Here is a 22,358-nt window from a genome sequence, read left to right as displayed (position 1 = left end):
AGGCTCAGGCGCAAGTATGGGGGGTAGGGCGCGCGAAATCCACGCGCAAATTATGTCGAGTCATGTCATGCACGCGCGGTGTGCGGCGCGCCGTTCTGGCCTGCTGAGGGACGGTTCAGCGGCAGGCGCACGACCGCTTCGAGGCCGCCGCCTTCGCGGTCGCGGAAGGTGAGCGAGCCGCCGTGCAGCCGCGCGATCCGATCGACGATGGCAAGGCCCAGGCCCGACCCGCCCGAATGCGTGCGGGCGTTCGCGCCGCGGCTGAAGGGGGATTTGAGGCGCTCCAGCTCTTCGGCGCGGATGCCGTTGCCGCGATCGGCAACGATCACGCAGGCGGTGTCGCCGTCGCGCCAGGTGCGAATCGTCAGACCTGTACGCCCGTAGTTCACAGCGTTCTGCATGAGATTCATCAGCAGACGCATAACGGCGATGGGCCGGAACGCGAACATCGGCAGCTCGCCTTCGTCGAAATCGAACTCATGGCCGAGCCCCGCGAAGTCGGCAACGAGCTGCCCAGCGAGCGCGTTGAGGTCGCCCGTTTGGGGAGTTTCGCGCTCGCCGCTGCCCGCGTAGTCCATGAACTGCTGGAGGATCGTGTCGATCTGGTCCAGATAACTCTCGGACGAGGCTACGAGCGCATCGTTGCTGCCGCGCGGCAAGGCCATCGCGATTGCGAGGCGCAGTTTCGTGAGCGGCGTGCGGATGTCGTGCGACACGCCGGCCAGCATCAGCGCGCGCGTGGCCTCGGCCTGCTTCAACGCTTCGGTCATCTGATTGAAGGCGAGGCTGACTTGCGCGATTTCGGTCGGGCCGTTGGTCGGCAGCGGCGGCGGCGTTTCGCCAGCGCTCACGCGCCGCGCCGCGCGCGCGAGCTTGCGCAGCGGCTGGTTGATGTGTCGCTGCAACAGGTAGCCCGTGAGCACCGCGAGCAGCGCGAGCGCGGCGGAGAGGATCAACGCCGTGGTGATGCCGCTCGCGCGCGCGTCTGCCGTCATGGGAAGTGCCACCCATACCGGTTCGCCCGCCGCGTGAAGGCGTATCCACAGACGTTCCTGCGCGGCTTCGCCATCCGTCGCGGGTCCGGCTTCGTCCTGGTTCGCTTCCCAGCGCACCAGCAGGCCGGACGGCAGATGGCGTTGCAGCGCTTCGACGAACACATCGCGCTGCCAGGTGCGGAAAAAGTCTGCGAGGCTCGGATGCATATCGGCAGGCGCTTGAGGTGGCGCTATGTTGCGCGTCTCGAGCCGGGCTGCGGCCGCGCGACCTTCATCGGGCGGCATGGACGCGAGCGTGGTGTCGAGCAGCTTCACGTAATCGGCGAAGATGATCGATGCGCGCTCGATGCGCGGGCGCTGCACGAAGTGCAGAAGCACGGCGAGCGAGCAGATTTGCGAAAGCGCGACGAGCGCCACCAGCAGCGCGATGTTGCGCGAGAGCAGGGAGCGCGGCAGACGCAAGCGCATTACGATTCGACGCCGGCCACCAGCATGTAGCCGATGCCCCAGACGGTCTTGATGAAGCGCGGCTTGGCGGGATCGTCCTCGACGATCTGGCGCAGGCGCAGGATCTGCACGTCCACGCTGCGGTCGAGCGCGTTGTGGTCGCGCCCGCGCGCGCGGGCGAGCAGGTTCTCGCGGCTCACGGCGCGATTCGGCGACGAGCCGAGTGCGTGAAGCAGCAGCATCTGCGCCGAGTGGACTTCGACGGCCGCGCCGTCGCGGTAGAGCGTTTGTTTGCCAACGTCGAACTGAAAGTCGCCGAAGCGCAGCATTTGCGAGGTGACCGTGGGTTCGCCCGAGGCCATCTTCTGGCGGCGCAGCAGCGCGCGAATGCGCGCGACCAGTTCGTCGGGCAGGAAGGGCTTGGCGAGGTAGTCGTCGGCGCCCGTTTCGAGGCCGATCACCTTGTCGGCGGCGTCACCCTTCGCGGTGAGCATGAGGATCGGCAGCGTCTGTCCTTCGGCGCGCAGGCGGCGGCAGACCGTGAGGCCGTCTTCGGGCTCCATCATGAGATCGAGCACGAGCAGGTCATAGGGCTCGCGCTGGAGCAGGCGGTCGAGGCGCTTGCCGTCGGCGACGGCGCGCACCTCGAAACCCTGGCTCGTGAGAAAGCGCTGCAGCATGTTGCGCAGTTCGGCTTCGTCGTCGAGCACGATGATCCTGTTTGACTGCTCCATGTGCCGCCTCCGGCGTTCATCGGGCTGCTGCGCGCGCTCGCATGAAGTCCTCGATCTGCGCGAGGGTGACGAAGCCGGCCTTTTGCGTGTCGATTTCGTCGAAGTGCTGCGCGACCCTCGGCATGCCCGCCTGCGCCTGTTCGCGCGTGAGCTTGCCGTCGTGCGTTGTGTTCGCGGCGGCGAAGCGCCCTTGCAACTGCGCCATCATGCGTTCGACGCGCGCGTCGCCGGTTGTGGCACTGTTCGTCGCGCCTGAACTGCCTGGCAAGGCCTGAGCCGATGCCGGCACGCAAACCGCTGCTGAAACGATACACAAAACGAGGGCAGCGATCATCTTCTTCATGGTGTTCTCCGTGAGGTGGCCGACGTAGCTTGCCGGCCGGTTGATAAAGCGAATGAGGCGGGTGAAGCGAACGGCGGCTGCAGCTCAAGCGAATGCGCAGCCGCCCGTGGTGATTCAGGCCCAGTGGGCGGGGACCCACACGCGGCCGATCCAGTGGCCGGGAATCCACACTGCGGGGCGCGGCGCGATGTACACGGCGCGCGGCAGCGGCTGGCCCACGTAGACGACCTTGGGTGCCGGCGGGGCCACGTAGACGACCTTTGGCGCGGCCGGCTGAGGCGCGGGCGGCGCGACATAGACGGTCTTCGGTGCGGCGGGCGCGACATAAACCGTCTGCGGTACGGGCGCCGGCGCCACAACGACCGTCTTGGGCGCGGGCGGCGGCGGCGCGACGTACACCGTGGTGCTGGGCGGCGGCGTCGTCACGACAACCGGCACGGGCGCGGGGGCCGGGGCGCCCACGACGGCCACCGTCGCACCCGCCGTCGTGACCGTGCTGCCATGCACCACCGTCGTGCCGCCCGTGGTCACCGTGCCGCCGTGGACGACGGTCGTGCCGCCGCCCGTCGTCACCACGCCGGTGCCGACGCCCGTGGCGCTTCCCGAGTGGTAGACGCTGCCGCCCTGCGTGCCGGTGACGGTGCCCGAGCGATTGCACGTGCTGTCCGCGCAGGAGGTGGACGCCGAGTGCCCGTAGGTGTTGCCGTTGCCCGTCGTGACCGTGCCCGTCGACGAGTACTGGCCCGGCGCCGTGCGCGTCACGCTGCCCGAGGTGCTCGCGCTGCGGCCATCCGAGCCGTCGAGCGAGCCGGTGTGCGAGCAGGTGCCGTTCGCGCAGTTCGTGTCGCCCGAATGCTGGACCGAGCGGCCGTTCGGACCGTAGGCCGTGCCGCTGTTGCTGAACTGCCCGGGCGCGGTGCGGGTCACCGAGCCGCTGTTGGTGGCGACGCCGCCCCAGGGACCGGCCACGCCGCCCGCATGCGAGCAGGTGCCGCCGCCGCAGGACCCGTAGTGCGCGCCGTTGTACGTGCCGTGGGGCGTGTACGCCGTACCGTGGCCGGACCAGCCGGCGAAGGCGGGGGCGCTGGCGAAGCCGATGATCGCGGCGACGACGAGGGGGAGCGTTTTCATCAGAGGTCCTTGCGGTTCGTTTCGGGGGGCACGCTGTGGCGTGTCAGCGGAACGAACTATAGGGCTGGGCTCTGCTCAAGTCGCGTCATAAACCATGTCGCGGTGTTACATGTCACGAGGCCCCGGCCGCCGGCACCCCACGCACGCGCCGCGGCGGGCTTGTCGGCGTGTTTCGCGCGCCGCGCGCGTGACATATCCCGACATACTTTGCGCGTGGTTTTTCCCTCTGCGCGCCAGTACAGTCCCCTTCATCCGACGCGCTGCAGGTGCTTTTCCCGTGCAATACGCGTCTTTCTTCACCGCGCTAGACGCGCCCTTTGCACACGATCCATCATGCTCACCACTGGAAAACTCGCGTTTTATGTCACGCTGTTCGTCGTTGCCGTGTCGCTGATCGAGGCATGCGTGCTCACCTTCAGGAAGCGCCGCGCAACAAAAGGAGAGGCCCCTTTCGATTGGTCTGAAGTTTGGCTCTCGCTTGCCGACCTCGCGGGCCGCAAGCTCTTCGCGCTCCTGCCGCTCTCGCTCGCCACGCCGATCTTCGACTTCGCCTGGGAGCACCGCCTCTTTACGCTGAATATCGACACCGTTGCGCTCGTGCTGCTGGTCTTCATCGGTCAGGAGTTCTGCTATTACTGGTATCACCGCGCGTCGCACCGCATCCGCTTCTTCTGGGCGACGCATGCCGTGCACCATTCGCCGAACCAGTTGACGCTCTCTTCGGCGTACCGGCTGGGGTGGACCGGCAAGCTCACCGGCCCGGCCATGTTCTTCACGCCGCTCGTGTGGCTTGGCGTGCGTCCCGAAGTCGTGATCGCTATCCTCTCGTTGAATCTGCTCTATCAGTTCTGGCTGCACAACACGTGGATTCCGAAGCTCGGCTGGCTCGAGTACGTGTTCAATACGCCGTCGAATCATCGCGTGCACCATGCGTCGAATGTCGATTACCTCGATGCGAACTATGGCGGAGTCCTGATCGTTTTCGACCGCCTGTTCGGCACATATGTGCAAGAGCGCGCCGATGAACCGTGCCGCTACGGCCTCGTTACGCCCGTGCGCTCGCGCAATCCGTTCGTCGTCGAACTCGAACACTGGGCGACGCTCGTACGCGACGTCGTGACGGCGAAGAGCATCTGGACCGCCGTGCGTTATGTGTTTCTGCCGCCGGGCTGGCGCGCGGACGGCGGCGGCGAAACCACGGAGAACCTGCGCAAGCAGCGCGCGCTCGCCACGGTGCGCGCGGATGCGCGACATGGATGAATGAGCGCGGGTTGATGGATGGCCGCGCCTCGCGTAACGTGGCGCCAGCGGCGCCCGCATGGATCGCGCGGGCCGCATCGCATTCAGGTTAGTGAAGTAATGAGAGGACGAAGCACATGGAAAACGGTTTGAACGGCAAGGTGGTCGCGGTGACGGGCGGCTTTGGCAGCCTCGGTTTGGCGACAGCGCAATTGCTCGCCGAACGTGGCGCCCGCGTGGCGCTGATCGGTCGGGGAGCGGCCCCCGAAGCGGCTGCGTTGCCCGCCGCGCTCGCGGGCGCGCTGTGTGTGGGCGGCGTCGATCTCGCCGACGCGCAGGCGGCCCAGGCTGCGTTCGGCACGCTGCACGAGAAACTCGGCGGCCTCGACGCGCTCGTCAACGTCGCGGGCGCGTTTCGGTGGGAAACCATCGGCGACGGCGACCCCCACACGTGGGATTTGATGTTCGATGTGAACGTGAAGACGGCGCTCAATGCCTCGAAGGCCGCGCTGCCTCATCTCGTGAAGAGCGGCGCGGGGCGTGTGGTCAACATCGGCGCGGGCGCGGGGCTCAAGGCCGGGCTCGGGATGGGCGCGTATTCGGCGTCGAAGGCGGGCGTGGCGCGCTTGACGGAAGCGCTCGCGGAAGAACTGAAGGACAAGCGCGTGACGGTGAACGCGATTTTGCCGAGCATCATCGACACGCCGCAAAACCGTGCCGACATGCCAGACGCCGATTTCACGCGCTGGGTGCAACCGCGCGAAATCGCGACGGTGATTGCGTTTTTGCTGGGCGCTGACGCGCAGGCAATAACGGGAGCGCTGATTCCCGTGAACGGCCGCGTGTAGGCGCTATAGCCGCGCACAAGGCGCGGGGGCGCGTTGAGCAGGCCGGTCCCGGTGCGATCGGTCAGTGGCCGTGGCCGCCGCCCGCCGCCCCCATGCCACCGCCGCCGCCTTGCCACGTGCCGCCACCGCCTCCATGCCAGCCGCCGCCGTGCCCACCACCGCCGTGCCAGCCGCCACCATGCCAGCCGCCACCATGGCCGCCGTGCCAGCCATGGTGATAGCAGCATCCGCCGCCACCGCCCCAGATGGTGATGCCGCCATAGCCGCCGCCGAAATAACCGGGGTAGTAGTCGTAGCCATAGGCGTACGGATAGCCTGAATAATACGGGTAGCCGTAGTCATAGCCGTAGTAACCCGGATAAGGCGCGACAGCGCAGCTCGCAAGCACCGCGGCCGCGCCAACTGCCGAAATTAGCCGCAACACGATGATCTCCGCATATATGCGTTTGAAACCGTTTGGAGCAGCCGGGTTCAGACGCAATTGTGTCCGCAGATTACCGCAGGGCTGCTCTCGTTGCCGATGTCGCCGATGCCGGCAAGACGACACCCTCTACGCGCGTCGGAAGGCTGCGCGGTCGAACAGCCAGACCGCCACGAGCGTTGCGCCCATCAGCGGAAACACGATGCCGAGCAGCACGAGAGCGCTTTTCCAGGCGCGCAACGGCGGCGCGGCGCGCTCACGCAGTGGCGCACCCAGCGTGCCAGATGCCCCCATCGCGCGCGCGGGGCGGCGCATCCACCACATCGCGAAGCCGGTCACCGCGAGCGCGCCGAGGCCCAGTGAGATCGCCGCGCAGATCAGCTGGTTAGCGAGGCCAAAGTAGCGGCCCATGTGCAGCGACGTCCCATACGAAATGGCTTGCGAGACCGCGCCGTAATCGTCATAGCGAATATCCCTCAGGACGGCGCCGCTGTACTGGTCGATATACACGGTACGCTCCGCTTTCGGATCGGCCGGAAAGTACGAGACCGTGTAGACGCCGTCCGGCGAAGCGGGCAGCACGATGTCGTAGCCGTCGCGCACGCCGAGATCGTGCATCTGGGTGACCACCTGGGCGAGCGTCCAGTGCGGCGGTGCGCTGGACACGTCGCGAGAGTGCGGCACGGGAACCGCGCCGACCGCCCAGGGCACGAGCGGCAGTGGCATGTCGTCCATCACCATGCCTGGCATCGACGCCATGTCGTGGCCCGCGTGCTCTCCCTGTTCCTGACGATCGGCGTGGCTTGTGCGAGGATGCGCCGCGGCGCCGCTAGCTGCGGCCGCGCCAGCGGCCGGCACACCCGGCAAGACCGACTTCAGCGCGAGGCCGCCACCCCACGCGCCGCGCGGCGCGCCGAGGCTCGCGCGCGTGGCGAGCGCCTTGAACTGCTTGCCCCACGAGCCCGTCCACGGCAAGCCGCTCAGCACGAACGCGAGCGCGCCCACGGCGAGCCAGATGCCGACGCTCGCGTGCACGCTCTTCCAGAATGGCCGTCCGCTCGCGCCGAAGCGAGGCAGCAGCGCAGCGCGCCACGAAGCACCCGCGCGCGGCCACCAGAGCGCAATGCCGGTGGCGATCATCACGAGCGTCCAGCAGGCGGCCAACTCCATGAGCAACTCGCCGGGCTTGCCGAGCAGGAGCTTGCGATGCAGCATGCGGTCGACTTGCATGAAGCGGCGATCGACGTCCAGCGTACCGAGCACGGCGCCATCGTAAGGATTCACGTAGACGCTCTCTTTGGTCCCGCCAGGCAGCGCGAAAACGAACTCGGCGCTGCGCGCGGGGTTCGACTCGATGTGCGCGCGCAGCGCACGCGCATCTGGCGGCACCGCGGCCCGCGCGCGGGCGAGCAGTGCATCCACGGGCAGGCGCGGTGTAGCCGTCGGTGCGACCACCAGCCGATGCGGGTAAAGCAGCGGTTCAATTTGCGGCTGGAAGCAGTAGATCGTGCCCGTGATGGCGAGCACGAGCAGCAAGGGCATGACGAAGAGCCCTGCGTAAAAATGCCAGCGCCACAGCGTGCGGTAGCCGGGTTGGGTCGAGCGGACAGACGGCGCGCTCACCGGGTCGGATATCGTGGACATCGGGAACTCCTTGTCGAGCCAGCACGGCTCGAATCCATGGATGATTCAAACGAAAAGGCACGCGCAAATAAAGGCAGCGAGCGAGCCGCTCAAATGCCGAGCTTCGCTTCGAGGTAGTACGTGCGGCCGGGATACGGGTGATAGACGAAGTAGCGCGCGTCGAACAGGTTGTCGACGCCCACGCCTATCTGGCTCTTCTTCGTCGGCCGGAAGGTGTATTTCACGTCGGCGACCGTGTAGGTGCTCGTGCCGCCGAAGACGTTCGGGTTCGTGTCCGTGTTGGTGAGCGTGTTGTACTGGCGCCCCGAGTAGCGCGCGGCGAGCGTGAGTGCCGAGCGCGCGTCGAAGCGGTACGTCGAGACGAGATTCGCGCGCCACAGTGGAATGCGATAGAAGTACTTGCCAACGCTCGCCGGGTTCTGCGCGTTCTCCAGAATCTTCGATTGTGTGTACGCCACGTTCGCCGCGAGATCGAGCCCGCGCAGCATGACGTCTTCACCCTGATAGCTCGTTTCCACGCCGCGCGAGCGCACCTTGCCGATGTTCTGGAAGTTCGTGACGTTCGGAATGACGGTCGTGTCGGTCTGGCTGAAGATCGTGTTTTTTACGTCGTCCTGAAAGAGCGTCAAGCGAAAGAGGCCGTTCCAGTGCGCCCATTCGGCGCTCAGTTCCTTCGAGAGATCGTCCTCCGGGCGCAGGTTCGGATTGTTGTTGACGATGGACGAACCGTTCACCTGCCCCTGGAACAACTCGCTCACAGTCGGGAAGCGGTAGGCACGCGCAATCGATGCCCGCAGCGTGAGGTCGTCGGTGACGTCGAACGAGAGCGAAGCCTTTGGCGAGAAGTGATGGTCGCCGACGTTCGCATAAGGCACATTGACGCTGCCGAGCGCCTGATAGCCGTCGAAAGCCCGCCAGTTTTCGTAGCGCACGCCGTACACGAACTTCCAGCGCGGGAGGAAGCGCCAGGCGTCCTGTGCGTAGACCGCCTGGGTTTCGGTCTTGCCCGCGAAGGCATTGGCAAAGCTGTTTGCGCCGCCGTCGCGCCACGCGAGCGTGTTATACGTGCGGTTGTCGAGCGCGTAGTCGTCGTAGTGATAGCCGAAAGTGAGCCAGTGCGCGGCGAGACCGGCATCGGGCGTGGCGGGCGTCCACGTCGTCTTGAGGTCGAACGTCTTCCAGCCGGTGCCGTCGCCGAGCGTCATGACGCCGGGGCCATTGCCAGGTCCCCCCGCGTTCGCTGTGCGCGCCACGCTGTTGCTTACGTCGTAGTACGAAGCAATGGCTTCTGCGTTCCAGCCGGTGGCCTGGTGGGTGCGCAGCGTCGCGCCATACAGCCAGTTTTCGCTCCAGCCGCGGCTCGGTGCGAACGCCGCGGCGGGTACGGTGTACTCGTAGGCGTTGATCGACACCTTGCCGCTATACACGGGGTTGCCGTTCGCGTCGTAAAGGAAGGTCGACGTGGCGTTGTTGTAGGACTGATGCCAGTAGCCGAGCGTCACGCCGCCTTGCACGGTGGGCGTGAAATCGTACTGCATACGCAGCTTGAACTGGTCCTGCACCGTATGCTGCATGCCTTCGCCGTTCACGCCGAGCACGACGGTGGGCGTGTTCGTCTGGTTGTTGTAAAAGTACGCGCCGTGCACGGGCACGTCGGCCGGCTGCGCGGGTTTCGTCGATTGCGCGAGCGTGGCGAACTGCAGCGGCTGGCTCGTGTTCTCCAGGTGGTTCACGCCAAGCAAATACGAGAATTTGCCGATACGGTCGCCGATCGACGCGCTCATCTCGCTGCCGTTGAAGTTCTGGTTCACACCGTAGAGGCTGAAATGCTGGGTGAACGCCTGCACGTCCGCGTTCGCTTCGAACGCCTTCGGCATGCGCGTGGTGATGAGCACGGTGGCGCCGAGCGAGTTGCCGGGATAGAGCGCGGAATACGGCCCATAAATCACATCCACTTGCTGGATCTGGTCGGGGAACACCATCGACCAGCGTGGCGGGAAGCTGTAACTGTTGCCGAGCAAATTGGAAAGGAGCAGGCCGTCGGCATAGACGAGGCCGCGCGCACTTTGCGTATTGCTCGTGCCGCGCACGGCGATGATCGAATTCAAGTCGCCCACGTAGCGTTTGCGCACGGCGAGATTGGGCAGGTACTTGAGCACATCCTCGGTGTTGACGACGTTCCAGTTCCCGAATTGTGCGGGCGTGACGGTTTCCACCGTCGCGGGCAGGTTGGGGTCGACTGCGGGCGTGGCGGCCGCGCCAGTGGCGGCACTGACCGTGACGGTGGGCAGCGTGGTCGCCGAGGTGGTGTCAGTGGCTTGCGCCTCGGCAGCATACGCTGCATGAACGACGATGGGCGTAACGAGAGGCAGCGGCAAGACGCGCGGCAGCATGGCGAGCGCGAGGCGCCCGGCATGCCGAAGCGCGCGCGGCGTTGCGCGTTCGCGCGAGCGAACGCCAGCGCCACGCGTGGCAAGCGTGGACATGTGGTGCTTTCCTGAAAACGGGAAACGAGCAGCCGGCAAGCGTCATGCGTGCTCGTTGCGCACGCAATCAGATCGCGATCGGCAGGACGAAAACGGCGTAACTCAGGAAAGAGCGGGTGGGGCGCGCGGCTTGCCCGAAGGGAAGGCGCCTAAGGGGATGTCGTGCGTGACCGGCGGCGCGATCGTCTCGCGCGCGAGGATGAGTGCGGCCAGCGGCTCGGGCGCGGCGACCGAAGGCATCGCCACATGATGCTCGAGCAGGTGGCAGTAGCCACATGCGCCGAATGCATCGTCGTGCGAAAGATGCGGCGTGCTCGCGGCCCCGGCCGGCTGTATGGCCGAGCATAGCGCGGCGTCCGGCTCATGCGCGTGCTGCGCGGCGACGAGCTGGCTCACGAGCGGCGCAAGCACGATGAGCCACATGGCGACGAGGCCAAGCCATGCGGTCAGCAGTGAATGCTTGCGTGAATTCATGAGAATGAGAATGATTGCGCCGCGGAGTCTAACACGGCATGTCGCGTTTGCGCAGGCTAGCCAGCAGGTCTGAGGGCGGCAATAAGCGCGGCGCGATGACGCGGGCTTGGGCGCTTTTAGAAGGCATTCTATGGATCGGGCGCAAGACGCGGGCGAATATCGAAGCTGTCCGATACGACCCAGGAGCCGCCCGCAGAGGGCGGAAACGCCCATGTCCGCATTTTCTTTTCGACGCGCGCCCGGCATGCGCTGGACACCGCGTCTGCCCCAGCGTCATTCCCAGGCGGACGAGCCGCACGTGGCTGCGGGGTTCGCCCCGCTCGCGCGCGGCACGAGCGAAACGTCGTGTGGCCTCGAGCTTCCGGAGAGCTTCGCGCAGCGTCTGAGCGCGCACCGCCACGTCACGCCGCGCAACCCGGTGTGCTGCCCGCTCGAGGACACTGCGTTGCGTCAGTGGTGCGTGCGGTTGCAGAACGGCGCTTGCCCGAAGGATGCGCTCGCTGAAACCCCCATGTTCCTCAAACGCACGCGCTGAGCGCGACGCGAATGCCTGGCGCTCACACGGCATCGCGGTGCGCCGCGAGCGCGCGCATTGCTTCGAGTTCTTCCACGACGGCCGCCGCGAGATCGCTCACGTCGCCGGTCCATTCGCCCCGCTCGCGCAGGGTCGTGCGCAATTCGAGGCAGGCTTCGTTGAGCATCGAGGGGCCCAGCACCGCAAGGCCGCCCGAGACTCGGTGCGCCCATTCGCGCAAGCGTGTGAAGTCGCGCTGCTGCGCGATGTGGGCGTATTCGGCGATGTCGCGGTCGGCCTGCTCGATGAAGAGTTCGGCGAGCGCCGGAGCGAGTGTCGGGAAGCGAGGCGGTTCTTCGTCTTCAGGTGATTCGGAATCCTCTTCAACTGCGTAGCCGGGTCGGTCGGTCCCGGCTGCTACTGCGGTTTCGCCGCTTTCCTGCCCTGAGCGGATTTGTGTGGACACGAATGCCAGCACGCGGGCGAGTTCCGCGAGCGCGAGCGGTTTAGTGAGGTAATCGGTGAAACCCAGCGCGCGGCCTTGGGCGATCTGCTCGGGCAGTGCGTCGGCGCTCAACGCGTAGATCGGCAGCAGAGGGAACTTCGCGCGCGCCGCCTGGAGCAGCGCGCTGCCGTTCATGCCCGGCATGTTCAGGTCGGTCAGCACGAGATCCACTTGATGCTCGTCCAGCCGGACAAGGGCTTCTTCGCCATCTTTCGCTTCAACCACGCTTGCGCCGAGTGTGCGCAACTGGTCGCGCAGCAGGCCGCGGTTGAGCAGATTGTCTTCGGCGATCAGAACATTCAGGGTTGCGAAGTGATCGCCGTTGGCGGGGACGTGGTGCGGCATCTCGACGGCCGCCGCCGCTGCCGTGCCGCGCTTTAGTAACTGTGTCGCCGCGCGAATGCCGGTCAGGCTGTACAGGCTCACTTCGATGGCGCCGCCAGCGAGTTCGAGCGGCACGAGCGGGCCGTCCTGACGCAGCCACACGACTTTCATGCCGGCCGGCCAGAGCCGCGCAACTTCGTCGCGTGTGAACTCGTCGGTCACAAGCACGTAATCGAACGAACCCTCGTGCTGCGGTTCATCCGGGCTCAGGAAGGTTGGCGTGCTCACACGCGTATCGAATAGATTGGCGAGCCATTCGTGGTTTTCAGGCGCACGGCACAAAATGGCGGGATGTACGTCGGGAAGCGTCCACGCCTCACCTGCCGTGGCCGCGCCCTCGGAGCGCAGCGGTAGCGTGACCGTGACGCGCGTGCCCACGCCGAGCGCGCTGTCGAGCGCGATTCGTCCGTGCATGAGCTCGGTCAGGCGCGCGCAGATGGACAGCCCGAGGCCGGTGCCACGCGCCTGCGTGAGTTTCTGGGCGTCGCCTTGCGTGAAAGGCTGAAACAGTTGGGGCTTGAGGTCCTCGTCAATGCCGCCGCCGGAGTCGCTCACGCTGATCTCCAGCGCGCTTTCGCGCCAGCGCGCCCGCAGCACGATCTTGCCGGAGCGGGTGAACTTGAACGCGTTGCTCAGCAGGTTGTTGACGATCTGCGCGAGCCGCATGGCGTCGAAGTGAAGCTGAGCCGGAATGGCGCGGTCCATCACGAGGTAGAACGGCACACGCTGACGCACGGCGAGGGGGGCATGGGCGAGCGCGACGCGTACGAGCAGCCCGGCAATCGAACCGGCTTCTTCGACCAGCTTCATCTGGCCGACATCGATCTTCGAGAAGTCGAGCACGTCGCTCACGATCTGCAGCAGTTCCGCAGCAGATATCTGCATGGCCTGCACGCGCGCCTCTTGTTCCGGCGCGAGCGGACCGCGTGCGATCAACTCGATATTGCCGACGAGCGAGCCTAGCGGCGTGCGGATCTCGTGGCTCATCGCGGCGAAGAAGCTCACTTTTGCGCGCGCGGCTTCGTCGCTCAAGCGCTTCGCTTCGCGCAGCAGCCGCTCGACTTCGTAGTGCTTAGACATGTCGGCGACAGCGCAGAACATCACATCTTCGCGATTCATGGTGGCGGGCGCATAGGTGACGGCGAGATGCAGGCCTTCCCCGTCGGGGCGCTCGAGCGAGTAGGGCAGCTCGTACACCGGCGTCTTCTCGTCGCGGCTCGCGGCTTCTGGCCACGGCGAGTGCTTCTCGAATTCCGCGCACAGGGCGCTCGGCAGACGCGTGGCGTGCGCGTCGAGGCCGAGCACGTTGCGCACGATCTGGTTGGCCACGACGATCTCGAAGTTGCTGCGTCTGACGATGCAAAGACCGACCGGCGTGGCGTGAACGAGCAGATGGTTGAGCAGCTCACCTTCGAGCGCACGGGTGGCCTCGTCGTAGGTGTGCATCAGCACATGTCGGTTCCAGTAGCGCGAGAGCGCGAGGAGCATGGCGATGAGCGCCGCGGTGAGCGCGAGAACGACGAGCGCGGGCGTGCGGATCAGGGCGAAGAAGTCGCGCCACGAGAGCGCCACGATGTAGTGACCGAAGTCGTGCGCGAGCGGCGGCTCGCGCCATACGTAGCCGAAGCGCGGCAGTACGTGGAAGGCGCTGCGCGGCAGGGACGCGACGATCCGGTCGAGATACTGTGCCGCAGCGGGCGTCAGCGGGCCGGTGAGCATTGCGCCGTCCACATTGAACAGCGTGGCAGAAATCGACGAGGGGGCGCCAGCGGGAGGGCGGTCGAGCGTTTCGACATCCACACTCGTGATGACGAACGCGTAGGGCTTGCCGTTTCTGAGCACCGGCAGCGCGCCGAGTGCGAGATTGGGAGCAAAACCGAGTGTCGGCGGCGGCCGGAACCAAACGACCTTCAAGGCATGGGCCATGGCGACGCTATCCTGCCCACGCGCCGCGATGCGCAGGAGCACCGTATCGGCCAGCAGGCGCGCCGCGTCGCGAGGAGGCAACCGGGAACCCTTCGGCGCGATACCGTGCCCGTACGCGGCACTGCCGTCGACTCGCAAAAACATGACGGGGACGTCTGACGAAACTGTGCCGACGGCTGACACGAAGCGATCGCAGACCGCACTCAGATCCGATGCGTCTTCCATGCCGTTGAACGCCGGTGAACAGCGCTGGGATGACGTGGCGTCCGTTTGTGCGGCGGATGCGGAGGAGTCTGCGCTCACAAGGAGAACTGCCGCGCTTCCGAGTATCGTGAACTGCCGCTCGAGCCGCGTGTTGGCGTGCGCACTCAAGGCGATCGCCTCCAGCGTCTGCGCGCGCAGCGCCGCGAACCCCAGACTGCCGATCGCGACCGCCGCCATGCACAGCGCCGCGAAGATCAGCAGGCCTGTGAGCATCGCGAAGACGCGCCGCTCCCGCCTCAGGTTGCGCTCGAGCGCCCTGAGCGCTTCATAAGGCGAGGCCTGGGTGAAAGCGTCCCGATGGGCCGAGCGTGGCATTACGCGAATCCGTGTTCGCCGGCGTAACGGATCAGATCGGCATTCGATTCGAGATGGAGTTTGCGCATGGCCGCGCGCTTTTGTGTGGCGACGGTGGTGACCGAGCGGTTCAACCGCTTCGAGATTTCGGTGACGCTCAGGCCCAGCGCGAAGAGCCGCACCACTTCGAGCTCGCGCGGCGACAGCGGCTGGTTGCGCTGAAATTCGTCGACTGTCGAGCCTTCCTTGGCGAGGCGTTCGGCAATCCGCGCGGAAAGCGCGGTGCCCGGTTCCGCGAGCGCGCGCCGGCAGACTTCGCCGAGCGCGGGAATCGGCTCATCTTTGCCGATGAGGCCGGCCACGCCGAGCTGCGCAAGCTGGTGCAGGATGCCGCCGTTGGTGACCATCGTGAACACGATCACGGGTGTGGCGGGATAGAGCCGCCGCAACCGGCTGACGAGCCGCAGGCCGTCTTCGTCTTCGACGTCGCCCTGCATCGAGAAGTCGGTGATGATCAACTCGCACTCGGTGTCGCGCAAGGCGTCGATGAGCCCCGCGCCGGTGGCGGCTTTCGCGACGACCCTGAAGCCTGGCAGGTTGTCGAGGTAGTCGCTGATCGCTGTCAGCACGACCGGATGGTCGTCGGCCACCACGATCCGCACATCTTGCGTTGCCTTCGTCATGGTCGTGAGCGTGTCGCCTGAAGTCGGATAGGCCGGAGGGCGAGACCTGCAGAGCCGGATTCAGCGCGTACGTTGCTCTGTCATGGTTTGGGCAATTATAAGTCAGGGATTTCTTATCGTTATCGGAGTTTGCCTGGGCCTGATGTAGGGCGTGGCCACCCAATTGGACGCTCAGGTGGTCTCTTTGCTTGCCGCGCCTGAATGGCAATGCGCGTGAAAGCACGACACCGTGAACCGCGTGCGCGCGCCATCGGTCCCGGCGCAGTGCTGGCTGCACGTGCGCGTGGTCATCTGGACGAAACGCTGCGGCAGCGGGCGGGCCGTGCCGTGAGAAGACGTGGCGCGTGAGGCAGTCGGCTGGAGCGGGGCGACCCGCGGGGCGCTGGCCGCATAGAAGACGAGCGAGCAGATGCACATGACGCCCGCGAGCGCGCCGGCCGCGGCCAGCAGCCAGAGGGCGCCGACCGGGGCTCGGCAAAGCAGGAACAGCATGGCGACGAAGCCCACGTAGAGCGGCGGCAGCAGATAGACGCCTGCGCCGCTCAGGCGATCGCAGACGCGCGTCAGCATCGGCGTGCGCGGTTGTGACGATCGATCTGGCTTGCTTGGGAACATGGCGAATCTCTTCCGGGGGATGAGGCGGGGCGGCGCGCTGCGCGGGAGTCGCAGCCTGCGCTCTGGCATGTCCACAATTTAGCGACGGGCGCCGCTTGCCGACATCGAACGGATTCGAAAAGCGCGACGATGTTGCGTTGCATCGAAGCGACTTCGGCTAGGGATTTGCTTACATCTCTGTGCGAACTCGATGCCCGCTGCATGGTCCTATACCCCCAAGGATGAGCGGTCATGGCCGCCGCAGCCGGCCGGCCGGATGTCCGTGCGCCAGATTGCGGGTTTGCCACGGCGACGGCCATGCGCGCTATCCTGTAGCGCTTTGCGCGCGGCCCGAATGTCCACGATCGGGCTGGCGCGGACATTCGAAGTCCCATTTGCACAGGAACCCTCTCATGCGCCGACGTCAATTTCTTCTCAGCTCCAGTGCCGCTCTTGCTGCCAGCGGGCTCGCGCTTGCCGGCTGCACGACAACGCCGCCGGGCTCCCAGAACAGCGCTTCGCAGAACACGGCGAAGCGCAATTCGATCGACGCGAGCGTCGACGCCACGCTCACGCGCCTCTACAACACGGTGAGCGGCTCGCAGGAACTGATCTCGAAGTCGAGCGGCGTGCTCGTCTTTCCGCAGGTTCTCTCGGCAGGCTTCTGGTTCGGCGGGCAGTACGGCACCGGCGCGCTGCGCGTGGATGGCCGCACGACGGGCTACTACAGCACCATTGCGGGCTCGTTCGGACTGCAGATCGGCGCGCAGTCCAAGGCCATCATCTTCGCGTTCATGAACCCGGTCGCGCTCAACGATTTCACGAGCAGCCAGGGCTGGTCGGCCGGCGCGGATGCCACGGTTGCGGTAGTCACGGTGGGCGCGAACGGCAACGTCGATACCTCGACCGCTACGAGCCCCGTGGAAGCGTTCGTGCTGACCAACGCGGGCCTCATGGCCGGGGTGTCGCTGGAAGGCGTGAAAGTGTCGCGGCTCGTGATCTGACGCTGCCGCGAGCAGGCATGACAGGAGACACACGCATGGCGACGCCCACCTACCGCCGCAAACACAAGATTCACTTCTCGGAGTGCGATCCCGCCGGCATCGTGTTCTATCCGCAGTATTTCGTCCTCTTCAACGATCTCGTCGAATCGTGGATCGACGAGTTGCTGCCGCAAGAGGGCTATCACGGCGTGATCGGCGGGCGCCGCGTGGGCATGCCGACCGTGCGGCTCGAAGTGGATTTCAAGGCGGTGAGCAAGATGGGCGACGAGGTCTGGCTTTCGCTCGACGTCGAGCGTCTGGGCGGGGCGTCGCTCACGCTCGCGTGGGCCTGCACGGGCGTGGACGGCGTGCTGCGCATGGCGGCGCGGCAGACTATCGTGACCACCTCGCTCGACACCCACAAGTCGATTGGCATTCCTGAGGACATTCGCGACGCCATCGCGCGGGCGATGGCGTCCGCCGCGCGCGAATGATCATCGAGCCGTGTTCAGGCGGCAGCGCCGAGCGCCGCCTGCAACGTGACGAAGGTTTTGTCGTCGGTGCGTTCGAAATGCAGCGGCGTGACCGACACGCGGCCTGAGTTCACCACGGTTGTTTCGCTGTCGGGCCCGTTTTCGCGCGGGCCGCGATTGAAGCGCAGCCAGTGGTAATCCATGCCGCGCGGGTCGATCTGCGGCACGACGTCGATGCCCTGCACGAGCCCCACGCCCTGGCGCGTGACCGTGAGCGGTCCCGCTGCACTCGCGTCGATATCGGGGAAATTCACGTTCAGGCAGACGGGCGCATCGTGCGCCACGGCGGCGAGGCGCCGGATCACGTCCGGCGCGAGCGCGCGGGCGGTGTCCCAGCGCACGCGTTCGCGGTCACGGAAGGTCTGGCTCAAAGCGATGGACGGCAGGCCGAGCAAAAGGCCCGTCATGGCGGCGCCCACCGTGCCGGAGAACATCGTCTCCACGCCAAGGTTGCCGCCGCGGTTGATGCCCGAGAGCACGAGCGAAGGGCGCACGTCACCCATGAGCTGGCGCACGGCCATCACCACGCAATCGCCCGGCGTGCCGAGCACGCCGAAGCGCCGTTCGCCGCGCCGGGAGACGCGCAGCGGCGTATGCAGGCTGATCGAGTGCGAGGTGCCGCTCTGGTCGTGTTCGGGCGCGACGACCCAGACTTCGTGCGCGAGTTCGGCGGCCACGGCTTCGAGCACGGCGAGGCCGGGCGCGTCGATGCCATCGTCGTTGGTGAGGAGCACGCAGGGCAGTTTCGTATCGATTGCGGTCATGGCTGGCTCTTCTTCGTTGCAAGGTCGGGGAAAGGGCCATTATTCCAGAGTGCGTTCCTAACGGCTGCGCTGCGGCACTTTTAGAAGGGATTCGTGGCGTATCCGATATAGACTAGCGCGTCGGCGCCATGAGGCGCGCCCTGCTGTGAGGAGAAGTACGTGAAGCCGCAAGACGTGAAGCCGCAACTTATGCCGGACCTGGCCCGCATCCTGTTCGTTGTTGCCATACTCTGCGCGCTGACGATCGGCAGCCTCTACGTCATGCGCCCGTTCCTCCCGGGACTGATCTGGGCTACGACGATCGTCGTAGCGACCTGGCCTGCCATGAAAGCCATCGAGCGGCGCTGCGGCAACCGCCGCTGGCTCGCCACGCTCGTGATGCTGCTCATTCTTCTGTTCGTGATCGTGCTGCCGCTCTATGAAGCCATCTCGACGCTCGCGTTGCACGGCGGCGAGATCATGGAACTGATCCGCAAGCTGCCCGACTATGCGCTGACGGCGCCGCCGCAGTGGGTCAGTGACATTCCCGTGGTTGGCGGCCGCATCGCCAGCAAGTGGCAGGAGTTTTCGGACGCAGGCCCAGGCGGCCTGCTCGCGCAACTCGAACCGTACGTTTCGATCGCAGCGCACTGGTTGATCGGCCATGCCGCCTCGGTGGGCGTGTTCGTCATGCACATGTTCATCACGGTCATCATCACGGGCATTCTGTACAGCAACGGCGAATATGCCGCCGACTATGTCACGCGCTTTGCCATTCGCGTGGCTCCCGCTCAGGGCGAGCAGGCCGTCAAGCTCGCGGGCGCTTCGGTTCGCGCGGTGGCGCTGGGCATCGTCGTGACGGCAGTCCTGCAGTCGGCACTCGGCGGTATAGGCCTGTGGGTGGCCGGGGTGCCGGGAGCGGGCGTGCTCACCGCCGTGATGCTGATGCTCTGTCTCGCGCAGATCGGCCCGACGCTGCCGCTGCTCGGCGGCGTCATCTGGCTGTTCGTGCATGACGCGCATATCGCGGGCACCCTGCTCGCGGTGTGGTCGGTGATGGTTGCCATGCTCGACAACCTCGTGCGTCCGGTGCTGATCCGGCGCGGCGTCAATCTGTCGATGCTGCTGATTCTCTCCGGCGTGCTCGGCGGCTTGTTCGCCTTCGGGATCGTCGGGCTCTTCATCGGGCCGGTGATCCTCGCCGTTTCGTCGACCTTGCTGACTGCATGGATACGCGACCCGGCGGCGCAAGCCCGCGATACGGCCAACCCGGCAGCCCGTCGGGAGGTTTGACGCCGCGCAGCCAACGCCATCGATTAGCAAACGTCTCCTCGTGACGACGCGTAGTTCGATTCGACGTTACGATGACGTCTGAACTTCGCTTCGGCATTCGTTAGAGCATTCATGCGTCGCTCGCGGCGGCATGCTCGTGCCATTCCTGGTCGCGGGCGGCGCGCGCTGCGCACGCTTCCAAGGAGACGAAATGGCTCAGTTCAACTGCGATATCTGCGGCGTGCGCCCCGCGACGGTGCGGGTCGCCGTATTGCAGGACGGCAGACGGCGTTTTCTCGATGTCTGCGATTATCACTACGCGCAGCTCACGCGGCATCAGCGCACCTTGAGCCCGCTGGAGGCGCTGTTTCGCGCCTCGCAGCAGGCAGACGGCGCAGGCGATGCCAGCGACGCGGCTGGCGAACCTCCGCCACAGGCGATGGAAGCGAGCGACGGCGCCATCGTCGAGCGCTACTTCAGCGACGTGGCCCGTGAATTGCTGCAGCGCGCGGCGGAGCGGGCGGTGCAGTTCGGGCGGCGCGAGGTCGACACCGAGCATCTGCTTTACGAACTCGCGGGCAACGACGCCGGCGCGGTGATCCTCAAGCGTCTCGGCATTCAGCCCGATGACGTGCGCGCGTTCATCGACGCCAATGCGCAGAAGCGCGAAGGCGCGGGTGTTCCCGAAGACGGCCGCATCGGCGTCTCACCGCGCCTGAAGGGCGCGCTCGACCGCGCGTTTCTCGTCTCGCGTGAACTGGGTCACAGCTACGTCGCGCCCGAGCATTTGCTCTTCGGCCTCACGCAGGTGCCGGAAAGTTTTGCGGGCCATCTGCTCGGCCGCTACGGCGTCACGCCTCAGAAGGTGTTGCAGCGGCTCGTGGAGGCCCAGGGCGACAAGCGAGAGCGTCCCGCCGCGACGGGCCCGAGCGCGACGCCGCAGCTCGACCAATACAGCCGCGACCTCACGGCGCTTGCGAGCGAGGGCAAGCTCGACCCTGTGATCGGCCGTTCGAGCGAGATCGAGACCGTGGTGGAAGTGCTCGCGCGCCGGCGCAAGAACAACCCGGTGCTGATCGGTGAACCGGGCGTGGGCAAGACGGCGATCGCCGAAGGCCTCGCTCAACGCATGCTCAACGGCGACGTGCCCGAATCGCTGCGCGGCCGGCGGCTCGTCGAGCTGAACGTCAACGGACTGATTGCGGGCGCGAAGTATCGCGGCGAATTCGAAGAGCGCGTGAAAGGCGTGATGGAGGAAATCTCGGCTCAGCGCGAGAGCCTCGTGCTCTTCATCGACGAAGTTCACATGATCGTCGGCGCGGGCCAGGGCGGTGGCGAAGGCGGCCTCGACATCGCCAACGTCTTCAAGCCGGCCATGGCGCGCGGCGAACTAAACCTGATTGGAGCGACGACACTCTCGGAGTACCAGAAGTACATCGAGAAGGACGCGGCGCTCGAGCGGCGCTTTCAGCCCGTATTCGTCTCCGAGCCGAGCGTCGATCAGACGATCAACATCCTGCGCGGTTTGCGCGACAAGCTCGAAGTGCACCACCACGTCACCATTCGCGACGACGCGCTCGTTTCGGCGGCCGAGCTATCGGACCGCTACGTGATGGGGCGCTTCCTGCCCGACAAGGCGATCGATCTGATCGACCAGGCGGCGGCGCGCGTGCATCTTTCGGCCACCTCGCGGCCCGCGGCGATTCTCGAACTCGAAGCGGAACTGGCGCAGTTGCGGCGCGAGCAGGACTACGCGGCGACGCGCAAGAATTTCGAGCGCGCGCACACGCTGGACGAGCCGATCGCCGACAAGGAAAAGGCGCTCGCACAGGCCACCAATGACTGGAAAGGTCAGCTCGGCACCGTGACCTCTGACGTGACGAGCGAGGATATCGCGGAGATCGTCTCGAAGCTCACGGGCGTACCGGTCACGCAGCTGACTGCCGAGGAGCGCACACGGCTGCTCGAAATGGAAAAGCGGCTGCATGAGCGCGTGATCGGCCAGGAGCAGGCCATCGTCGCGGTAAGCGACGCGGTGCGCCGCTCGCGCGCCGGGCTGCGGCGCGGGCGGCGGCCCACGGCGGTGTTCCTGTTCCTCGGGCCGACTGGCGTCGGCAAGACCGAACTGGCGAAGGCATTGGCCGAAGTGGTGTTCGGCGACGAGGACGCCATCGTGCGCATCGACATGAGCGAGTATATGGAGCGTCATGCGGTGTCGCGCCTGATCGGCTCGCCGCCGGGTTATGTCGGCTATGACGAAGGCGGCCAGTTGACCGAGAAGGTGCGCCGCCGTCCCTATTGCGTGATCCTGCTCGACGAGATCGAGAAAGCGCACTCCGACGTCTACAACGTGCTGCTGCAGGTGTTCGACGACGGGCGGCTCACCGACGGCAAGGGGCGCGTGGTCGACTTCAGCAATACGGTCGTGATCGCGACGAGCAATCTCGGCTCCGACGTGGTCTCGGGGCAGAAGCGCTCGGGGCCGGGGTTCCTCTCCAGCGCCGAAGGGTCGATGCAGGGCGCCGTGATGGGCGAGTTGCGCCAGCACTTCCGGCCCGAGTTCCTGAACCGCATCGACGAGATCATCATGTTCCAGCCGCTCACCAGCGACGAGCTGCGCTCGATCGTGCGGCTGCAACTCGAGCAGGTCCGGCGCATGGCGCGCAGCCAGGACATCGACCTGACGTTCGACGACAGCGTGATCGATTACCTCTCGGCGGAGGGGTATCGGCCGGAATTCGGCGCGCGCGAGTTGAAGCGCAAGATGCAGCAGGCGGTGGAGAACGAACTGGCGAAGGAAATGCTCAAGGGCGGTGTAAAGGAGGGTGCCAAAGTCGTGTGCCGCTACGACGCGGCGGACAAACGCATGGCGTTCGCGTTGCAGTAGGCGGGCAAGCGCCG

The 22,358-nt window shown here is 66.2% G+C and carries 19 protein-coding genes; 7 read left to right on the top strand and 12 right to left on the bottom strand.

What is annotated here, in order from left to right; all coding sequences use genetic code 11:
• Positions 1 to 65: 65 nt before the first annotated feature.
• From L0U83_RS19685 to L0U83_RS19670, 4 genes are all read right to left on the bottom strand, one after another.
• Positions 66 to 1,463 (bottom strand): ATP-binding protein, encoded by a 1,398-nt coding sequence (locus L0U83_RS19685; protein WP_233885624.1) that lies wholly within the window; start codon positions 1,461 to 1,463, stop codon positions 66 to 68.
• The gene (locus L0U83_RS19680) at positions 1,463 to 2,176 is read right to left on the bottom strand and encodes a response regulator (RefSeq protein WP_233885622.1); all 714 of its coding nucleotides are present in this window, start codon (positions 2,174 to 2,176) and stop codon (positions 1,463 to 1,465) included. The genes L0U83_RS19685 and L0U83_RS19680 overlap by 1 nt, the downstream gene beginning before the upstream one ends.
• A 16-nt stretch (positions 2,177 to 2,192) precedes the next feature.
• Positions 2,193 to 2,519 (bottom strand): EF-hand domain-containing protein, encoded by a 327-nt coding sequence (locus L0U83_RS19675; RefSeq protein ID WP_233885621.1) that lies wholly within the window; start codon positions 2,517 to 2,519, stop codon positions 2,193 to 2,195.
• Positions 2,520 to 2,633: 114 nt separating this feature from the next.
• Positions 2,634 to 3,650: a hypothetical protein gene (locus L0U83_RS19670; protein ID WP_233885620.1), complete on the bottom strand. Its 1,017-nt coding sequence runs from the start codon at positions 3,648 to 3,650 to the stop codon at positions 2,634 to 2,636.
• Positions 3,651 to 3,983: 333 nt separating this feature from the next.
• Here L0U83_RS19670 and L0U83_RS19665 point away from each other — a divergent pair, with 333 nt between their 5' ends.
• Together L0U83_RS19665 and L0U83_RS19660 are read left to right on the top strand one after the other, a co-directional pair.
• Complete coding sequence (locus L0U83_RS19665) at positions 3,984 to 4,910, top strand: sterol desaturase family protein (RefSeq protein WP_233885619.1); 927 nt, start codon at positions 3,984 to 3,986, stop codon at positions 4,908 to 4,910.
• Positions 4,911 to 5,026: 116 nt separating this feature from the next.
• Positions 5,027 to 5,737 carry an SDR family NAD(P)-dependent oxidoreductase gene (locus tag L0U83_RS19660; protein ID WP_233885618.1) on the top strand — a complete coding sequence of 237 codons (711 nt, stop codon included), beginning with the start codon at positions 5,027 to 5,029 and terminating at the stop codon, positions 5,735 to 5,737.
• A gap of 61 nt (positions 5,738 to 5,798) precedes the next feature.
• On the opposite strand, the gene L0U83_RS19655 is transcribed toward L0U83_RS19660, so the two are convergent.
• From L0U83_RS19655 to L0U83_RS19640, 4 genes are all read right to left on the bottom strand, one after another.
• Positions 5,799 to 6,161 (bottom strand): hypothetical protein, encoded by a 363-nt coding sequence (locus tag L0U83_RS19655; protein WP_233885617.1) that lies wholly within the window; start codon positions 6,159 to 6,161, stop codon positions 5,799 to 5,801.
• A 126-nt stretch (positions 6,162 to 6,287) separates the two neighbouring features.
• Complete coding sequence (locus L0U83_RS19650) at positions 6,288 to 7,802, bottom strand: PepSY-associated TM helix domain-containing protein (protein WP_233885616.1); 1,515 nt, start codon at positions 7,800 to 7,802, stop codon at positions 6,288 to 6,290.
• A gap of 89 nt (positions 7,803 to 7,891) precedes the next feature.
• A complete protein-coding gene (locus L0U83_RS19645; RefSeq protein WP_233885615.1) occupies positions 7,892 to 10,288 on the bottom strand; it encodes a TonB-dependent receptor in 2,397 nt (798 codons plus the stop codon).
• Between the two features lie 102 nt (positions 10,289 to 10,390).
• Positions 10,391 to 10,762: a DUF2946 domain-containing protein gene (locus L0U83_RS19640; RefSeq protein ID WP_233885614.1), complete on the bottom strand. Its 372-nt coding sequence runs from the start codon at positions 10,760 to 10,762 to the stop codon at positions 10,391 to 10,393.
• Between the two features lie 211 nt (positions 10,763 to 10,973).
• Here L0U83_RS19640 and L0U83_RS19635 point away from each other — a divergent pair, with 211 nt between their 5' ends.
• Positions 10,974 to 11,297, top strand: coding sequence for a hypothetical protein (locus L0U83_RS19635; RefSeq protein ID WP_233885613.1), 324 nt, complete (start codon positions 10,974 to 10,976; stop codon positions 11,295 to 11,297).
• A 22-nt stretch (positions 11,298 to 11,319) separates the two neighbouring features.
• On the opposite strand, the gene L0U83_RS19630 is transcribed toward L0U83_RS19635, so the two are convergent.
• From L0U83_RS19630 to L0U83_RS19620, 3 genes are all read right to left on the bottom strand, one after another.
• On the bottom strand, positions 11,320 to 14,670 hold the full coding sequence (locus L0U83_RS19630) for a hybrid sensor histidine kinase/response regulator (RefSeq protein WP_233885612.1): 3,351 nt from the start codon (positions 14,668 to 14,670) through the stop codon (positions 11,320 to 11,322).
• Positions 14,670 to 15,332: a response regulator gene (locus tag L0U83_RS19625; protein ID WP_201699234.1), complete on the bottom strand. Its 663-nt coding sequence runs from the start codon at positions 15,330 to 15,332 to the stop codon at positions 14,670 to 14,672. Before L0U83_RS19625 ends, L0U83_RS19630 begins: the two co-directional genes overlap by 1 nt.
• A 171-nt stretch (positions 15,333 to 15,503) precedes the next feature.
• Positions 15,504 to 15,902 carry a hypothetical protein gene (locus L0U83_RS19620; RefSeq protein WP_233885611.1) on the bottom strand — a complete coding sequence of 133 codons (399 nt, stop codon included), beginning with the start codon at positions 15,900 to 15,902 and terminating at the stop codon, positions 15,504 to 15,506.
• A 437-nt stretch (positions 15,903 to 16,339) separates the two neighbouring features.
• On the opposite strand from L0U83_RS19620, the gene L0U83_RS19615 reads away from it, so the two are divergent.
• Entirely contained in the window at positions 16,340 to 16,930 is a 591-nt protein-coding gene (locus L0U83_RS19615) for a BPSL1445 family SYLF domain-containing lipoprotein (RefSeq protein ID WP_233885610.1), read from the top strand.
• Between the two features lie 35 nt (positions 16,931 to 16,965).
• Positions 16,966 to 17,403 (top strand): acyl-CoA thioesterase, encoded by a 438-nt coding sequence (locus L0U83_RS19610; RefSeq protein WP_233885609.1) that lies wholly within the window; start codon positions 16,966 to 16,968, stop codon positions 17,401 to 17,403.
• A gap of 14 nt (positions 17,404 to 17,417) precedes the next feature.
• Here L0U83_RS19610 and surE read toward each other — a convergent pair whose 3' ends face one another.
• A complete protein-coding gene (surE, locus tag L0U83_RS19605; protein WP_233885608.1) occupies positions 17,418 to 18,206 on the bottom strand; it encodes a 5'/3'-nucleotidase SurE in 789 nt (262 codons plus the stop codon).
• Between the two features lie 159 nt (positions 18,207 to 18,365).
• Between surE and ydiK the strand changes: the two genes are divergently transcribed.
• Together ydiK and L0U83_RS19595 are read left to right on the top strand one after the other, a co-directional pair.
• The gene (ydiK, locus tag L0U83_RS19600; RefSeq protein ID WP_373321060.1) at positions 18,366 to 19,478 is read left to right on the top strand and encodes an AI-2E family transporter YdiK; all 1,113 of its coding nucleotides are present in this window, start codon (positions 18,366 to 18,368) and stop codon (positions 19,476 to 19,478) included.
• 190 nt (positions 19,479 to 19,668) lie between these two features.
• Positions 19,669 to 22,344 (top strand): ATP-dependent Clp protease ATP-binding subunit, encoded by a 2,676-nt coding sequence (locus L0U83_RS19595; protein WP_267939386.1) that lies wholly within the window; start codon positions 19,669 to 19,671, stop codon positions 22,342 to 22,344.
• Positions 22,345 to 22,358: the final 14 nt, after the last annotated feature.

It is taken from the genome of Paraburkholderia flagellata (assembly GCF_021390645.1).
GTDB classification, from domain to species: Bacteria; Pseudomonadota; Gammaproteobacteria; order Burkholderiales; family Burkholderiaceae; genus Paraburkholderia; species Paraburkholderia flagellata.
Note: the sequence above shows the minus strand (reverse complement) of the source record. Positions and strands in the feature narration are given on the sequence as shown.

What these genes read in the sequence shown, in the direction of transcription:
- L0U83_RS19685 (WP_233885624.1), bottom strand. Translation starts at nt 1,463, where the DNA reads ATGCGCTTGCGTCTGCCGCGCTCCCTGCTCTCGCGCAACATCGCGCTG.
- L0U83_RS19680 (WP_233885622.1), bottom strand. Translation starts at nt 2,176, where the DNA reads ATGGAGCAGTCAAACAGGATCATCGTGCTCGACGACGAAGCCGAACTG.
- L0U83_RS19675 (WP_233885621.1), bottom strand. Translation starts at nt 2,519, where the DNA reads ATGAAGAAGATGATCGCTGCCCTCGTTTTGTGTATCGTTTCAGCAGCG.
- L0U83_RS19670 (WP_233885620.1), bottom strand. Translation starts at nt 3,650, where the DNA reads ATGAAAACGCTCCCCCTCGTCGTCGCCGCGATCATCGGCTTCGCCAGC.
- L0U83_RS19665 (WP_233885619.1), top strand. Translation starts at nt 3,984, where the DNA reads ATGCTCACCACTGGAAAACTCGCGTTTTATGTCACGCTGTTCGTCGTT.
- L0U83_RS19660 (WP_233885618.1), top strand. Translation starts at nt 5,027, where the DNA reads ATGGAAAACGGTTTGAACGGCAAGGTGGTCGCGGTGACGGGCGGCTTT.
- L0U83_RS19650 (WP_233885616.1), bottom strand. Translation starts at nt 7,802, where the DNA reads ATGTCCACGATATCCGACCCGGTGAGCGCGCCGTCTGTCCGCTCGACC.
- L0U83_RS19645 (WP_233885615.1), bottom strand. Translation starts at nt 10,288, where the DNA reads ATGTCCACGCTTGCCACGCGTGGCGCTGGCGTTCGCTCGCGCGAACGC.
- L0U83_RS19640 (WP_233885614.1), bottom strand. Translation starts at nt 10,762, where the DNA reads ATGAATTCACGCAAGCATTCACTGCTGACCGCATGGCTTGGCCTCGTC.
- L0U83_RS19635 (WP_233885613.1), top strand. Translation starts at nt 10,974, where the DNA reads ATGTCCGCATTTTCTTTTCGACGCGCGCCCGGCATGCGCTGGACACCG.
- L0U83_RS19630 (WP_233885612.1), bottom strand. Translation starts at nt 14,670, where the DNA reads ATGCCACGCTCGGCCCATCGGGACGCTTTCACCCAGGCCTCGCCTTAT.
- L0U83_RS19625 (WP_201699234.1), bottom strand. Translation starts at nt 15,332, where the DNA reads ATGACGAAGGCAACGCAAGATGTGCGGATCGTGGTGGCCGACGACCAT.
- L0U83_RS19620 (WP_233885611.1), bottom strand. Translation starts at nt 15,902, where the DNA reads ATGCTGACGCGCGTCTGCGATCGCCTGAGCGGCGCAGGCGTCTATCTG.
- L0U83_RS19615 (WP_233885610.1), top strand. Translation starts at nt 16,340, where the DNA reads ATGCGCCGACGTCAATTTCTTCTCAGCTCCAGTGCCGCTCTTGCTGCC.
- L0U83_RS19610 (WP_233885609.1), top strand. Translation starts at nt 16,966, where the DNA reads ATGGCGACGCCCACCTACCGCCGCAAACACAAGATTCACTTCTCGGAG.
- surE (WP_233885608.1), bottom strand. Translation starts at nt 18,206, where the DNA reads ATGACCGCAATCGATACGAAACTGCCCTGCGTGCTCCTCACCAACGAC.
- L0U83_RS19595 (WP_267939386.1), top strand. Translation starts at nt 19,669, where the DNA reads ATGGCTCAGTTCAACTGCGATATCTGCGGCGTGCGCCCCGCGACGGTG.